Source organism: Streptomyces sp. TE5632 (assembly GCF_054061295.1).
This window is the reverse complement of sequence record NZ_JBSSEA010000003.1, coordinates 4559967-4575210: the sequence shown is the minus strand read 5'-3', so window position 1 is coordinate 4575210 and position 15244 is coordinate 4559967. Positions and strand designations below refer to the sequence as shown.

Below are 15244 nucleotides of genomic sequence, written 5' to 3'. Positions count from 1 at the left end.
CTCCTCAGCTCCCCAGGGTCAGCCGGGGCCTCGGGGCGTCCGTGCGGCCGGTCCGCGGGGGCCTGCGGCCGGCCAGGTAGGGCGCGGGCCAGACGACGCCCTCCCCCTCGTAGCCCTGCTCGGCCGCCGCGTGCAGGGTCCAGTGCGGGTCGTAGAGGTGGGGGCGGGCCAGCGCGCACAGGTCCGCGCGTCCGGCCAGGATCAGCGAGTTGACGTCGTCCCAGGAGGAGATCGCACCGACGGCGATCACGGGGACACCGGTGCGGTGGCGGATGCGGTCGGCGAACGGCGTCTGGTAGGAACGGCCGAACTCCGGCTTCTCGTCGGACACGACCTGCCCGGTGGACACGTCGATCGCGTCGGCGCCGTGCGCGGCGAAGGCGCGGGCGATGGCGACGGCGTCCTCGGCCGTGGTGCCGCCGTCGGCCCAGTCGGTGGCGGAGATGCGGACGGTCATGGGCCGGTCCCTCGGCCACACCGCGCGGACGGCGTCGAAGACCTCCAGCGGGAAGCGGAGCCGGTGCCCGAGCGGGCCGCCGTAGGCGTCGGTGCGGCGGTTGGTCAGCGGGGAGAGGAAGCCGGAGAGCAGATAGCCGTGGGCGCAGTGCAGTTCGAGCAGGTCGAACCCGGCGTGCGCGGCCCGTACGGCCGCCGAGGTGAACTGCTCGCGAATGCGGCCGAGTTGCGCGACGGTCAGCTCGTGCGGGGTCTGGCTGTCCGGCCGGTAGGGCAGGGGGGAGGCGGCGACGAGGGGCCAGTTGCCGGTGTCCAGCGGCTCGTCCATGCCCTCCCACATCAGCTTGGTCGAGCCCTTGCGGCCGCTGTGGCCGAGCTGTACGCCGACCGCGGTGCCGGGTGCCGCCGTGTGCGCGAAGTCGGTGATCCGCCGCCATGCCGCGGTCTGGCTTTCGGTGTAGAGACCGGCACAGCCGGGCGTGATGCGCCCCTCGGCGCTCACGCACACCATCTCCGTCATGACCAGCCCGGCTCCGCCCAGCGCACGGGCGCCCAGATGGACGAGGTGGAAGTCGCCGGGGACGCCGTCGGCGGCCGAGTACATGTCCATGGGTGAGACGACGACCCGGTTGCGCAGGGTCAGTTCGCGCAGCCGCAGCGGGGTGAACATCGGGGGCGTGCCGGGCGGGCAGCCGAACTCTCGCTCCACGGCCCCGGTGAAGCGGGCGTCGCGCAGGCGCAGGTTGTCGTGGGTGACGCGGCGGCTGCGGGTGAGCAGGTTGAAGGCGAACCGCCGGGGCGGCTCCGCGAGATACAGCTCCAGGTCCTCGAACCACTCCAGGCTGGCCCGTGCCGCCCGCTGGGTGGAGGTGACCACGGGCCGCCGTTCCGTCTCGTAAGCGTGCAACGCGGCGTGCAGTGTGGGGTGTTCGCTCAGGCAGGTGGCCAGGGCCAGGGCGTCCTCGACGGCGAGCTTGGTGCCGGAGCCGATGGAGAAGTGGGCGGTGTGGGCGGCGTCGCCGAGGAGCACGACGTTGCCGTGCGACCAGCGGTAGTTGACGACCGTGCGGAAGGTCGTCCACGTCGACTTGTTGGACCGCAGCGGGCGGCCGCCGAGGGCGTCGGCGAAGATCTTGGCGCAGCGCTCGATCGACTGTTCCTCGTCGAGTTCACCGAACCCGGCCGCCCGCCACACCTCCTCGCGCATCTCGACGATCACCGTGGAGGCGTCGGTGGAGAAGGGGTAGCCGTGCAGTTGCATCACGCCGTGCGGGGTCTCGGCGATCTCGAAGCGGAAGGCGTCGAAGGCGAAGTCCGCGGCCAGCCAGATGTAGCGGCAGCGGTGCTCGGTGATCCGGGGGCGGAAGGCGTCCGCGAAGGCGGTGCGGGTGCCGCTGTGCACCCCGTCGGCGGCCACCACCAGGTCGTGCGTCCGGGCCAGGTGTGCGGGGTCCGGCGCCTCGGCGCGAAAGCGCAGGTCGACGCCGAGGGAGCGGCAGCGTTCGTGGAGGATCTCCAGCAGCAGGCGCCGGCCGAGGGCGGCGAAGCCGTGACCGCCGGAGGTGTGGCGCACCCCGCGGTGGACGATGTCGATGTCGTCCCAGCGGACGAAGTCCGACCGGAGCGCCGCGTGGACCACCGGGTCGGCGTGCTCGATGCCGCCGAGGGTCTCGTCGGACAGGACGACGCCGAAGCCGAAGGTGTCGTCGGGGGCGTTGCGCTCCCAGACGGTGACCTCGCGCGCGGGGTCGAGGCGTTTGAGCAGCGCCGCCGTGTACAGGCCGCCGGGCCCGCCCCCGATCACCGCGACCCTCCGGGCTCCGGTGTCCGTCCCGGCTCCGGACTCCGCCCCGGCTCCGGTGTCCGTCACGGCTACCGCCCCCGCCATTTCGGGGGGCGCTTCTCGGTGAAGGCCGCGTGGAACTCGGCGTAGTCCTCGCCGTTCATGAGCAGGGCCTGGGTGGCGGCGTCCAGCTCGACGGCGGCGGCCAGGGGCATGTCCAGTTCGGCCGTGAGCAGTGCCTTGGTCTGGGCGTACGCCAGCGCCGGGCCGTCGGCCAGGCGGCGGGCGAGGGCCTGGGCGTCCTCGCCGGCACCGCCGTCGTCGGCGAGGACGCTGATCAGGCCGATCCGCTCGGCCTCGGGCGCCCGGACCGGTTCGCCGAGCATCAGCAGCCGGGTCGCGTGGCCGAGGCCGACCACCCGGGGCAGCAGGTAGGCGGCGCCCATGTCGCCGCCGGACAGGCCGACCCGGGTGAAGAGGAAGGCGAAGCGGGCGGTGGGGTCGGCGACCCGGAAGTCCGCGGCCAGGGCGAGGACGGCACCGGCACCCGCCGCGACACCGTGCACCGCGGCGATCACCGGGAACGGGCACTCCCGGATCGCCCGTACGGTCTGCCCGGTCATCCGGTTGAAGTCGAGGAGCCGGGCGGTGTCCATGCCGAGGGTCGCGCCGATGATCTCGTCGACGTCACCGCCGGAGCAGAAGCCGCGCCCCTCCCCGGCCAGCACCAGGGCCCGCACCGCCCGCTCCCGGGACAGCTCGGCGAGCAGGTCGCGCAGGTCGGCGTAGGCACCGAAGGTGAGCGCGTTGAGTTTGTCGGGGCGGGCGAGGGTGACGGTGGCGACGCCGTCGGCGAGGTCGACGCGCAGATGCTCCCAGCGGGGGGTGCGGGCGGCGGAGCCGGTGAAGGGACTCATGAGGGCGGCCTCCTCGGGCGGGCGCGCCGCGCGGTCTCGCACTGCGGCTGCTGCCCTGCTCACTGAGCTCTACCCCGCGAAGCTATCATTCATCTATGACTGTCGTCACGAGTGCGCGACAACTGGATCCGGGTACCCCTGAAAGGGCTCGTACGGCGCCCCGTACGATTGAGTGATTGAAAGCAGGGCCGCCTGCCTGCTCTCCCCGATCGGATCCATGTGTACGAATCCCTGACCTCCCCTTCCTGGCGCGTCGCGCTGCCGCACACCACCGCGGCCGTGCCTGTCGCCCGTGCACTGGTCCGTACGGCACTGGCCGAACGGCAGCACGCCGCGGACAGCGACACGGCGGAGCTGCTCACCGCCGAACTGGTGGCCAACGCGGTGGAGCACACCTCGGGGAACACACCGATCGAGCTGGTGGTGGAGCTGCTGCCGACCGGCTGCCGGGTCGAGGTGCACGACGGCGACTCGGCTCCGCCCGGCGACCTGACCCGTCCCACCCTCGACGCGCCGGACCCCTGGCAGGAGCACGGACGGGGGCTGCTGCTGATCCGCGCCCTGAGCTCGTCGTGCGGTCACCGCCTCACCGAGTCCGGCAAGGCGGTGTGGTTCCGGTTGTCGGCGCTGCCGCGCCAGCGCCGGCCCGCCTGAATCAGCGCCGACCCGCCGGAACCTCAGGCCAGGGTCGCCACCAGGACCGCCTTGATCGTGTGCATCCGGTTCTCCGCCTCGTCGAAGACGACCGAGTGGTCCGACTCGAACACCTCGTCGGTCACCTCCAGCGACTCCAGACCGTGCTTCTCGTACACCTCGCGCCCGACCAGGGTGCCCAGGTCGTGGAAGGCCGGCAGGCAGTGCAGGAAGCGGACGTCGGGGTTGCCGGTGGCGCGCAGGACGTCCATGGTCACCGCGTACGGCGCGAGGGCGGCGATCCGCTCGCCCCAGACCTCCTGGGGCTCCCCCATGGAGACCCAGACGTCGGTGGCGACGAAGTCGACGCCCGCGACCCCCTCGGCGATCTCCTCGGTGAGCGTGATCCGGGCCCCGCTGGACTCCGCGAGCACCCGCGCCCGGTCGACGACCTCCTGGGCGGGCCAGTACGTCTTCGGGGCGACGATCCGCACGTCCATGCCCAGCAGGGCCGCGGTGACGAGGTAGGAGTTGCCCATGTTGAAGCGGGCGTCGCCGAGGTAGGCGAAGGAGATCTCCGTGACCGGCTTTCCGCCGCCGTGCTCGGTCATGGTGAGCACGTCGGCGAGCATCTGGGTGGGGTGCCAGTCGTCGGTCAGGCCGTTGTAGACGGGCACGCCCGCGTGCTCGGCGAGGGTCTCCACGGTGGACTGGGAGTCGCCCCGGAACTCGATCGCGTCGAACATCCGGCCGAGCACCCGCGCGGTGTCCTTCGCGGACTCCTTCTTCCCGATGTGCGAGCCGCTCGGGTCGATGTACGTCGTGGCGGCGCCCTGGTCGGCGGCGGCCACCTCGAAGGCGCAGCGGGTGCGCGTCGAGGGCTTCTCGAAGATCAGCGCGATGTTCCTGCCCCGGAGGTGCCGGATCTCGGTCCCGGCCTTCTTGGCGGCCTTCAGCTCCGCGGCCAGGTCGAGCAGGCCGAGGAACTCCTGCGCGGTGAAGTCCACCTCCTTGAGGAAGTGGCGGCCGGCGAGGGCGGTCGGGACTGTCGCCATGGGGCGCTCCAGAGGTACAGGTGCAGGGGACATCTGGAACTCTATACGAATCTCAGCATTTATATGCAAGCACCCGTCGGCACCCCTACACCGCGTCCCGCTCGACCGGACAGCTCATGCAGCGCGGTCCGCCCCTCCCCCGGCCGAGCTCGCTGCCGGGGATCTCGATCACCTCGATGCCCTGCTTGCGCAGATGCGTGTTGGTGGTGGCGTTGCGCTCGTAGGCGACGACGACGCCCGGTTCCACGGCCAGGACGTTGCAGCCGTCGTCCCACTGCTCGCGCTCGGCGGCGTGGACGTCCTGGGTCGCGGTCAGCACCCGGATCTCGCTGAGCCCGAGCGCGGCGGCGATGGCGCGGTGCATGTGCTCCGGCGGATGGTCGGTGACCTTGAGTTCCTTGTCCTCGGAACCGGGTTCGATGGTGTACGAACGGAGCATGCCGAGGCCGGCGTACTGGGTGAAGGTGTCGCCGTCGATCATCGTCATCACCGTGTCCAGGTGCATGACGGCGCGCCTCTTCGGCATGTCGAGGGCGACGATGGTCTCGGCGGAACCGGCGGCGAACAGCTTGTGCGCGAGCATCTCCACGGCCTGCGGGGTGGTCCGCTCGCTCATGCCGATCAGCACCGCGCCGTTGCCGATGACCAGGACGTCCCCTCCCTCGATGGTGGACGGGTAGTCGGCCTGTCCCTCGGACCAGACGTGGAAGTCCTCCTCGCGGAACAGCGGGTGGTGTCGGTAGATCGCCTCGAAGTGCACGGTCTCGCGCTGCCGGGCCGGCCACCGCATGGCGTTGATGGAGACACCGTCGTAGATCCAGGCGGAGGTGTCCCGGGTGAAGAGGTGATTGGGCAGCGGGCGGAGCAGGAAGTCGTCGAGTTCCATGGCGTGGAAGCGCACGGACGTCGGTTCGGGGTGAACGTCCAGGAACTCCCGCTTGGTCATCCCGCCGACCAGCGCCTCGGTGAGCTCGGCCGCGGGCAGCGTCTCGAACGCCGCGCGGAGGTGGTCGGTGGCCAGCGGGCCGTACTCCTTCTCGTCGAAGACACGGCCCAGGACGAGCTCGCGGGCCGCCGGGATGTCCAGCGTCGAGGCGAGCAGATCACCGAAGAGGTGGACGGTGACTCCCCGGTCGCGCAGGACGTCGGCGAACCCGTCGTGCTCGGCGCGCGCCCGGCGCACCCAGAGCACGTCGTCGAAGAGCAGGGCGTCCTTGTTGCTGGGGGTGAGCCTTTTGAGCTCGAGATCGGGCCGGTGCAGGATGACACGGCGCAGCCGTCCGGCCTCGGAGTCGACGTGGTAGGTCATGCCTCCATCCTGACCACCCAGGCGGAGATTCACCCCTCCGCGGAGGGGACGGAAATCGGCCTCCCCCGGCCGGTGCGCGGCGGCCCGAGCGGACCGGAGCAGGCCGGAGTGAACCGGGAGCCACCGGGGCGGACCGGGGGACCGCCGGGTGGCGGGCCCCCGGTCGAGGGCGGCAGCCGGACGGCTGACGGCGAGGAGCGCGACGGGGGCCGCTACAGCCTCGGGTCCACCGGTTCCGACTCCAGTGCCAGTACGCCGAAGACCGCCTCGTGCACCCGCCACAGCGGCTCGCCCTCGGCGAGCCGGTCCAGGGCCTCCAGGCCGAGCGCGTACTCGCGGACGGCCAGCGACCGCTTGTGGCCCAGGGACCGGCCGCGCAGCCGGGCCAGGTTCTCCGGGCGCGTGTACTCGGGGCCGTAGATGATCCGCAGGTACTCGCGGCCCCGGCACTTGATTCCGGGCTGCACCAGGCGACCCCTCGGATCGCGGACCAGGGCGGTGACCGGCTTGACGACCATGCCCTCGCCGCCGCGCCCGGTCATCTCCAGCCACCAGTCGACGCCGGACCGCACCGACTCCGGGTCGGCGGGGTCGACGTACAGGCGGCGGGTGGTCCGCAGCAGGCCGGTGGCGTCGTGTTCGACCATGCGGTCGAGCAGGGCGAGCTGCTCGTCGTGCGGCAGGGCGGCGAGGCTGCGGCCCTGGACGGCGAGGATCTGGAACGGGGCGAGGCGTACGCCGTCCAGTCCGTCGGTGGGCCAGCAGTAGCGCCGGTAGGCGTCGGTGAACGCGGCGGCGTCGTCGGCGCGTTCACGCTGGCGGTCCAGGAGCTCCTTCACCTCCACGCCCCGGGCGGCGACCTTCTCCAGGGCCACCAGCGCGCCCGGGAACACCGCGCCGGAGGCGGCGCCCACGGCGGCGTACTGCGAGCGCAGCAGCCCGGCCGCCTTCAGCGACCACGGCATCAACTCGGCGTCCAGCAGCAGCCATTCCGTCTCGAGCGTGTCCCAGAGTCCGGCCTCGGTGATCGCCGTGCGCAGTCGGCCGAGGATCTCCTCGGTGACCGCGGCGTCGTCGAAGAACGGGCGGCCGGTACGGGTGTAGAGCGATCCGGCCGGGCCGTCCTCGACGCCGAAGTGCCTGGCGGCCGCGTCCGCGTCCCGGCAGACCAGGGCGACCGCCCGCGAACCCATGTGCTTCTCCTCGCACACGACACGCTCGACCCCGTCCTCCCGGTACTGGGCGAAGGCCTCGACCGGGTGCTCCAGGTAGCCGTCCAGGTGGGAGGTGGCCGTGGGGGCCATGGTCGGCGGGAGGTAGGGCAGCAGGCGCGGGTCGATCGCGAAACGGCTCATGACCTCCAGCGCGGCGGCGGCGTTCTCCTCGCGCACGGCCACCCGGCCGGCGTGCCGGGTCTCCACGGCCCGGCGGCCGTGCACGTCGGCGAGGTCCAGCGGGCGGCCGTCGTGGCCGCCGGGGGCCTCGGTGCGCAGCGGGCGGACCGGCTCGTACCAGACCCGCTCGGCCGGTACGTCGACCAGTTCCCGCTCCGGCCAGCGCAGCGCGGTGAGCTTGCCGCCGAAGACTGCGCCGGTGTCCAAACAGATGGTGTTGTTGAGCCAGGTGGCCTCCGGGACCGGGGTGTGGCCGTAGACGACGGCGGCCCGGCCCCGGTAGTCCTCGGCCCACGGGTAGCGCACGGGCAGGCCGAACTCGTCGGTCTCGCCGGTGGTGTCGCCGTACAGGGCGTGGCTGCGGACCCGGCCGGAGGTACGGCCGTGGTACCTCTCCGGCAGCCCGGCGTGGCAGACGACCAGTCTGCCGCCGTCGAGGACGTAGTGACTGACCAGGCCGTCGACGAACTCCCGCACCTCGGCCCGGAACTCCTCGCTCTCCCGGTCCATCTGCTCGACGGTCTCGGCGAGTCCGTGGGTGTGCTGGACCTTGCGGCCCTTCAGGTACCGGCCGAACTTGTTCTCGTGGTTGCCGGGCACGCACAGCGCGTTGCCCGACTTCACCATGGACATCACCCGGCGCAGCACGCCCGGACTGTCCGGGCCGCGGTCGACGAGGTCACCGACGAAGACCGCGGTGCGGCCCTCGGGGTGCACGCCGTCGGTGTAGCCCAACGCGTCGAGCAGCGACTCCAGTTCGGTGGCGCAGCCGTGGACGTCGCCGATGATGTCGAAGGGGCCGGTGAGGTGGGTGAGGTCGTTGTACCGCTTCTCGGTGACGACGGTGGCGTTCTCGACCTCGGCGACACCGCGCAGGACGTGCACCTTGCGGAAGCCCTCGCGCTCCAGGCTCCTCAGGGAGCGGCGGAGTTCGCGGATGTGCCGCTGGACGACCCGGCGGGGCATGTCGGCGCGGTCGGCGCGGGCCGCGTTGCGCTCGGCGCACACCTCCTCGGGCACGTCGAGCACGACGGCTATCGGCAGCACGTCGTACTGCCTGGCCAGATCGATCAGTTGGCGCCTGGAGTCCTGCTGGACGCTGGTGGCGTCGACGACGGTGCGGCGGCCCGCGGCGAGCCGCTTGCCCGCGATGTAGTGCAGGACGTCGAAGGCGTCCCCGGACGCGCTCTGGTCGTTCTCGTCGTCGGCGACCAGGCCGCGGCAGAAGTCGGAGGAGAGGACCTCGGTGGGCTTGAAGTGCCGGCGGGCGAAGGTGGACTTGCCCGACCCGGAGGCCCCGACGAGAACGACGAGGGAAAGGTCGGTGACGGGCAGGACCCGGCCCCCGGCGCTGCCGGCTCCAACGGTGCTCTCGCTGCTCACGCCGCCTCCGCCTCCTTCTTCTCGTCCACGGTCTTCTTGTCCACGGTCTTCTTGTCCACGGTCACGAACACGGCCATCTGGGTGGGCGGTCCGACCTCCGGGTCGTCCGGCCCCACGGGTACGAACTCGACCTCGTAGCCGTGCCGTTCGGCGACCCCGGCCGCCCAGCCGCGGAACTCCTCACGGGTCCACTCGAAGCGGTGGTCGCCGTGCCGGACGTGCCCGGCGGGCAGGCTCTCCCAGCGCACGTTGTACTCGACGTTCGGTGTGGTCACGAGGACCGTACGGGGGCGGGCCGCGCCGAACACGGCGTACTCCAGGGCGGGCAGCCTCGGCAGGTCGAGGTGCTCGATCACCTCGCTGAGCACGGCCGCGTCGTACCCCTTGAGGCGCTTGTCTGTGTACGACAGCGAGCCCTGCAGCAGCTTCACCCGCGCCGCCTGCCGCTCTCCCATACGGTCCAGCTTGAGCCGCCGAGAGGCGATGGTGAGCGCGCGCATCGACACGTCGAGGCCCACGATCTCGGTGAAGGCCGGGTTCCGCAGCAGCTCCTGCACCAACTGGCCCTGCCCGCACCCGAGGTCGAGCACCCGGGCCGCCCCGGACGCGCGCAGCGCGGCGACGATCGCGTCCCGGCGCTGCACGGCGAGCGGGGTCGGCTTCTCCTCGCTCTCACTGTCCTCCCCCACGGCGTTGTCGATCTCCTCGACCTCACTGTCGTCCGCCTCGGCCAGCCGGACCAGCTCGAGCCGTTCCATCGCCTCCCTCGTCAGCGACCAGCGCCGGGTGAGGTAACGGCTGGTGATCAGCTTCTGCTCCGGGTGGCCGGGCAGCCAGCCCTCACCGGCGCGCAGCAGCTTGTCCACCTCGTCGGACGCCACCCAGTAGTGCTTGGCGTCGTCGAGGACGGGGAGCAGGACGTAGAGGTGCCGCAGGGCCTCGGCGAGGGTGAGGGTGTCCGCCTCCAGGACCAGGCGTACGTACCGCGAGTCGCCCCACTGCGGGAACTCGGTGTCCAGGGGCACCGGCTCGGCCGTGACCGTCCAGCCGAGCGGCTCGAAGAGCCGGCCGACCAGTGCGGGGCCGCCGCGCGCGGGCAGCGCGGGTATCTCGATGCGCAGCGGCAGCGGCTGCCCCGGCAGCTCCGGGCGGGCCTTGCACACACCGCGCATCGCGCTGGAGAAGACCGCGCTCAGCGCGACGGCGAGCAGCGAGGACGCCGCGTACGGGCGGTCGTTGACGTACTGCGCGAGCGCGGCGTCGGGCGCGCCGCCCCGCCCCTTGCCCCTGCCCCGCCGGACCAGCGCCACCGCGTCCACCTCCAGCAGCAGCGCCGCCGTGCAGCGCTCGGCGTCCGCCTCGGGGTAGAGGACGTGCGCGGTGCCGTAGGAGGTGGAGAACGCCTGCGCCTTCCCGGGATGCTTGTGCAGCAGAAAGCCCAGGTCGGTCGCGGGGCGCTCGGGGGCGCCGGTGGTACTGATCGTCAGGAACACGTGACCGAGTATGGGCGGCGTCGGGCCCACACCGACACTCAATTACCGCGCGAACAACAGCGCCCCCCACCAGGCCGGCAGACAGCCGGCCACAGAGGGCACCGGGCCGGTCAGAACAAACGAAGCGCCGATCCTCGTCCCAGCACGCACCACTGCCACCGTACAAGTCAACGGTGAACCGCCCTCGAACTGAGAACATAAGTTTGATTCCCGTCACCCACTCCATGAAAAAGGCCCAGGTCAGCAACCTGGACCTTCTTCACTGCTGATGGCTTTCCTACCCACGCAGGTGCTTCCACTGGTTCTGGAGCTCGCCGAAGAGGCGCCCGTGCCGAGCGGCAAGAGTGGCAGCCTGTTCAGGCTACGGTGTACTCCGCGTCTCCGAAGTCCGCAACCACGCGCAACCGGCCTCCGAGTGCTTCCACATAGGCCCTGAGAGTGGCCACCTCGGCCCGATCCAACTCGCCGTGCTCGATCGCGGAGACGCGAGGAGCAGAGACCCCCATGGATGCGGCGACCTGGCGCTGGGTCAGCGCCTGTTCGCGCCGGAGCTCTGCAAGCTTGTGGGCACGCACCTCAGCGATCAGCCTGTCCATGGCTGCCTGCTTCTCCGGAGCAGAACGCACCGGCAGCCCGGCAGCCTCGCGCCGCTCGCGCGCCTTGCGTCTGGTCTCCTCCCAGCTGACCGTGCTCATTCGTACTCCCTGGTCTCAAGATCGATCACATGCGCTCGGTAGCGCTCCTCTGCGATCGGGATGTTGGTGTTGTACCAACCTTGCCAGTTTCCAGCCTTGTCACCGGCCACCAGCAGCACCGCCCTACGCACCGGGTCGAAGGGCAAAGAGGATCCGGATCTCGCCGCTCCCGGACGAACCCGGTGTCAGCTCCTTCAAGTGATGACTGTCGGCACCCTTGATCCGGTCGACCAGCGGACGACCCAGCGTCGGGCCTGTGGCCGCCAGTATGTCGATGGCATCTTCCACCTGCTCGGCACTGTCCCAGTCCTCCTCGGCCAGCGCTTCGAACCATGCCGCGAACTCCGCGACAAGAACCACTTCCCATTGAGCCACGAGCCCTATGTTAATGCAAGCGTTAACATGGACTGAGCTGAAGAGATCGGTGCCCCGAGTGGTTCACCGCTTCCCGAACTGAGAGCGAGAGTTCGATTCTCGTCACCCGCTTCATGACAAAGAACCCCCAGGTCTTTGACCTGGGGGTTCTTTGTCATCTGGACCAGTGAGCGGCTGGCACACCGCAGCGAGGGGCGCCAGGGAAGGGCTTCGCCCGTACGTCCGCACCAGGCGGGCCTGGTCTCAGCTGCGGGGAACCCACTGACCGGGAGAGAGGTCCACTCCGGGCAGCCCCTCGGGAAGCAGTTGCCGGGTGCCTGTCGCCGCCTCACGGGACCCCGGGGCCCCGCAGAGCGCCTGGAAGATGTGTTTGTTGATGGCGCCGTCGATCGCGCTCGGCTCCAGCGCTGTGCCGTCCTCGTTGAGGCGCTGATACTTCATGAGGTTCCAGCCCATGGCGAGTTGGCGCTTGCCGTCGCGGCTGGACAACGCGATCGTGCCGGCACCGAAGACCGCTCCGTCGTGGCCCCAGAAGCGGCCGCAGCCGGGCAGGTCGAGCACGTAGATGCCGAGGCCGTAGTCGATGGTGCCGCCGGCGGCGACGGGGACCGTGCTCAGCATCTCTTCCAGGGCGGCCGGTCCGATCAACTTGCCCGTCAGCAGGGCGCGGTAGAAGCGGTTCAGGTCGTCGGTGGTCGAGACGATCGAACCCGCGGTGGACGCCCAGGACATGTCGTAGACGCTGTAGTCACGAGGCGGGTCGATCAGGCCGTAGAACGACTCGTACATCCGGGAGTGCGGGCCCTTGATGTAGGGGGTGCGCGGGTAGGAGGTTGCGTGCAGCCCGACCCGGTCTATGACGCGGAGGCGGCGGCATGGACATCGTCTTCGGAGCCGCCCGCGAACTGCGCCCCTGGCGACAGGCCCCCCCTCGTCGCAGAGGTCCACGACAGACTGCTCGGCCTGATGACGGCAGCGCAGAAGAGAGAAGGAGACACCGGTGGCAGCCAACTCCCTGGACCGCGCCAAGCAGGCGGTACGCACGCAGGTCTGGGACACCCTGACCGCCGCGGACGCCGTCCACGACCCCTCCGTCCACGGCCGCATCCCCCACTTCAAGGGCGCCGGACAAGCCGCGGTCCGATTCGCGACAGTCCCGGCCTGGCAGCGTGCGAGCGTCGTCAAAGCCGTACCGGACAAGGCCCAACTCCCGGTCCGTGCACGAGCCCTGGAGGAGGGCAAAACCGTCTACACGGCGGTGCCGAAGTTGGCCACCCACAAGCCCTTCTACCTCCTCGGCCCGGCCGGCCTCACCGTCCCGCCCACCGAGGCCGCAGCCGGCCGCACCGCCGCCGCCATCGCCCCCACCGTCGAGGTCGACGCCCTCCGACCGCTGGACCTGATCATCCTCGGCAGCGTCGCCGTCCACCGCGACGGCGCCCGCATCGGCAAGGGCGCCGGCTACTCCGACATCGAGTTCGCCCTGCTCACCGAGGCCGGCCTGGTGACGCCGGAGACCCTCGTCGTCACCACCGTCCACGCCCTCCAGGTGACCGACACCCCGATCCCCACCACCGAGCACGACGTCGGTGTCGACCTGATCGTGACCCCCGACGAGACCATCGCCTGCCCGAACCCCCACCGCCCCTCAGGAGTCGACTGGTCGGCCCTCACCGCAGAGAAGATCGCCGCGATCCCGGCACTCGCGGCTCGACAGGGCGCCCGACCACCGAAGCATCAAACGTCTCCCAGGACCGGACAAGACATCCGGATCCCACTGAGTTACAACCTTCTCTACGGGTTTCCACGGGTTTCAAGCCCCGGCTGCGCTCCGCTCCGCCGGGCGCGCTTACCGGCTCCGCTGCGGGCGCCGCTCCTGCCTTCGACCCGCTCCGCCCGCGCTGCACCGACGCGCGCCCACACGTGGACAGGGCCGTAAGCCATGGGCCGAGCACCGCACAGAGCGGCCCGCGGTCAAGGCAATGCCTCCGGCGGGGGATCGGCCGGCACCGGGATGGAGGGGGCGCCGTCACCGGCTGATGGCAGACTTCCGATCTGCCGCACCGGCACGAGGGGCGTCCGGGGGGCAGGGAGGTGTGGCCTGTGCGAGGGCGGGTGCATGACGTGGTGTGGGGGACGGTGCGGGTGGTGCTGGCCGTCGTGCTGCTGGGGGCGGCGTGGCAGCTGGCGCGGAGCGCGGAGCGTGATCGCTCTGTCGACCTCGACTTCCCACGCCTGGAGATACACGACGCTCAGGGGCGGGACACGGGCAGTCTGAAGGTGTGCGGGGACCGGTACCAGGAGCCGTTCTGCCTGCGGGCGGAGCATGTGTCAGTGGACGAGGTACTGCTGAAGCTGAACAAGAAGAGCGGGGCCCGCTACCAGTTCGAGTTCGGCCGGTCCGGCGGGCGCACGCTGACCCTCAAGCTGGACGTCGACTACGCGGACCAGGACCTTGTCGAAGCCGCCGGCAGGCACGGAAAGGCAACTCTGTACTGGTGGCGCGATTCGGTGCGGCTGCTGGAGGTGTCGGCGGGCAGTGAACAGCGGACGCTGCACACAGCGCACTACCCGGGCCGGGAGTTCGTACCCTCCGCCGCCTTCGGGGCGGTCCTCGCCGGGCTGAGCGCGGCGTTCCTGTGGTCGGGGCTGTGGCGGATCGTGCGTGGGGGCGCGTCCCGGTTGAACTGGCCGTGGCAGACGACGGTGCCAGGGGTGACCTTCACCCTGGCAGGGCTGGGTGGGGCTCTCGGCGCGATGTTCGCGGTGCATTCGCCCTGGAGGATGGTGTGGACCGCGGGTGTCGTGGGTGCGATGAGCGCGGTGGGCATGGCCTGCTGGGCTTACCGGTTGGTGCGGCGCAGGCTGCCGGCACTGGAGCGGATGGAGCCCGTCGCGCCGGTGGCCGAACGCCGCTTCCTGGGCACCGTGTGGGGACCGGGCCCGTGGCAGATGCTGTCGATGGGGTGGCTGCGGACCGGCCCGCAGGGACTTGCCGCCGTACCCGGACCGGCCACGGGTACCGGCAGCTTCGGGACGCGGCCTTTTCCCGGGGCTCTGCGCCTGGTCCGGGTGCGGCCACCGCACCGGGACGACCCGCTGCGGCTGCGGTTCGGCCGCTACCGGCGTACGGACGGGGCGGAGGAGGCGCAACTCGCGCTCGTCGCCGAGTGCGAGGCCCTGGGCGGACCGGTGCCCGGCGCACGAGTACTGATCGGCGCGGGCAGCGAGGACCTGCCTTACGTGCTCGGCGCACTGTCTGCTGCCACGCCGTCCCCGCTTCCCCCGCCTTCCGTGCCCTCCGCCCCCGGCCAGGACAGCTAGGACGGCCAGGCGCGTCGTAGGCGGCAGTGAACGTGGGGCCGACTCCTATCGGGGCTGGGAGAAATCCGGGAGAAGATCTTCTCCCGGATGCCCGCAGGGACTGAGCTGGACCGAGTCGGTCGGCTGACATCAACGGCTGACACCAACCGGTGCGGACAGCGCCGACCATCGCCGAATGACAACGGACGATCAGCCAAGGAGGCCGGCCGGTTGGCCGACGTTGCCGACTCCCCGTGATCGGCCTGATAAGGATGAGGCTCGAACCTGCCCCAGGCGGGCGCCTGAGGTTCCCCCGTTGGCTTCGGCCAGGTTCGCGTCGGGGTAGCCGACTCAAGGTCCTGCGGCCAACCTATGCACTGCGCTCGCAGATCACTCAAGATGCGCCCCAAAGAGTGAAGTGCCAACCTGATACAGGACCCGGTGAGGA

9 protein-coding genes and 3 pseudogenes are annotated in these 15244 nt (G+C 71.0%); 3 read left to right on the top strand and 9 right to left on the bottom strand.

Annotation, left to right across the window (positions count from 1 at the left end; translation table 11 throughout):
* Positions 1 to 4: 4 nt before the first annotated feature.
* Both ACVW19_RS26040 and ACVW19_RS26035 read right to left on the bottom strand, forming a co-directional pair.
* On the bottom strand, positions 5 to 2344 hold the full coding sequence (locus ACVW19_RS26040; protein ID WP_457462223.1) for a bifunctional salicylyl-CoA 5-hydroxylase/oxidoreductase: 2340 nt from the start codon (positions 2342 to 2344) through the stop codon (positions 5 to 7).
* On the bottom strand, positions 2329 to 3156 hold the full coding sequence (locus ACVW19_RS26035; protein ID WP_457462222.1) for an enoyl-CoA hydratase family protein: 828 nt from the start codon (positions 3154 to 3156) through the stop codon (positions 2329 to 2331). Before ACVW19_RS26035 ends, ACVW19_RS26040 begins: the two co-directional genes overlap by 16 nt.
* Positions 3157 to 3375: 219 nt before the next feature.
* Between ACVW19_RS26035 and ACVW19_RS26030 the strand changes: the two genes are divergently transcribed.
* Complete coding sequence (locus tag ACVW19_RS26030) at positions 3376 to 3810, top strand: ATP-binding protein (protein WP_457462220.1); 435 nt, start codon at positions 3376 to 3378, stop codon at positions 3808 to 3810.
* A gap of 23 nt (positions 3811 to 3833) precedes the next feature.
* Here ACVW19_RS26030 and argF read toward each other — a convergent pair whose 3' ends face one another.
* The 7 genes and pseudogenes from argF to ACVW19_RS25995 all read right to left on the bottom strand — a co-directional run.
* A complete protein-coding gene (argF, locus tag ACVW19_RS26025; protein WP_457462218.1) occupies positions 3834 to 4844 on the bottom strand; it encodes an ornithine carbamoyltransferase in 1011 nt (336 codons plus the stop codon).
* A gap of 85 nt (positions 4845 to 4929) precedes the next feature.
* Positions 4930 to 6153: an arginine deiminase gene (locus ACVW19_RS26020; RefSeq protein WP_457462216.1), complete on the bottom strand. Its 1224-nt coding sequence runs from the start codon at positions 6151 to 6153 to the stop codon at positions 4930 to 4932.
* Positions 6154 to 6365: 212 nt separating this feature from the next.
* Positions 6366 to 8930 (bottom strand): polynucleotide kinase-phosphatase, encoded by a 2565-nt coding sequence (locus ACVW19_RS26015; RefSeq protein ID WP_457462214.1) that lies wholly within the window; start codon positions 8928 to 8930, stop codon positions 6366 to 6368.
* Entirely contained in the window at positions 8927 to 10423 is a 1497-nt protein-coding gene (locus ACVW19_RS26010; RefSeq protein WP_457462212.1) for a 3' terminal RNA ribose 2'-O-methyltransferase Hen1, read from the bottom strand. The genes ACVW19_RS26015 and ACVW19_RS26010 overlap by 4 nt, the downstream gene beginning before the upstream one ends.
* 356 nt (positions 10424 to 10779) lie before the next feature.
* Positions 10780 to 11118: an XRE family transcriptional regulator gene (locus ACVW19_RS26005; RefSeq protein ID WP_457462211.1), complete on the bottom strand. Its 339-nt coding sequence runs from the start codon at positions 11116 to 11118 to the stop codon at positions 10780 to 10782.
* A pseudogene (locus ACVW19_RS26000) lies at positions 11115 to 11502 on the bottom strand (type II toxin-antitoxin system RelE/ParE family toxin). Before ACVW19_RS26000 ends, ACVW19_RS26005 begins: the two are co-directional and overlap by 4 nt.
* A gap of 234 nt (positions 11503 to 11736) precedes the next feature.
* Positions 11737 to 12354 (bottom strand): annotated as a pseudogene (locus tag ACVW19_RS25995) (serine hydrolase domain-containing protein); the annotation flags it as partial.
* Between the two features lie 139 nt (positions 12355 to 12493).
* Between ACVW19_RS25995 and ACVW19_RS25990 the strand changes: the two are divergent.
* Positions 12494 to 13216, top strand: a pseudogene (locus tag ACVW19_RS25990) (5-formyltetrahydrofolate cyclo-ligase); the annotation flags it as partial.
* 380 nt (positions 13217 to 13596) lie between these two features.
* The gene (locus ACVW19_RS25985) at positions 13597 to 14817 is read left to right on the top strand and encodes a hypothetical protein (protein ID WP_457462209.1); all 1221 of its coding nucleotides are present in this window, start codon (positions 13597 to 13599) and stop codon (positions 14815 to 14817) included.
* Positions 14818 to 15244: the final 427 nt, after the last annotated feature.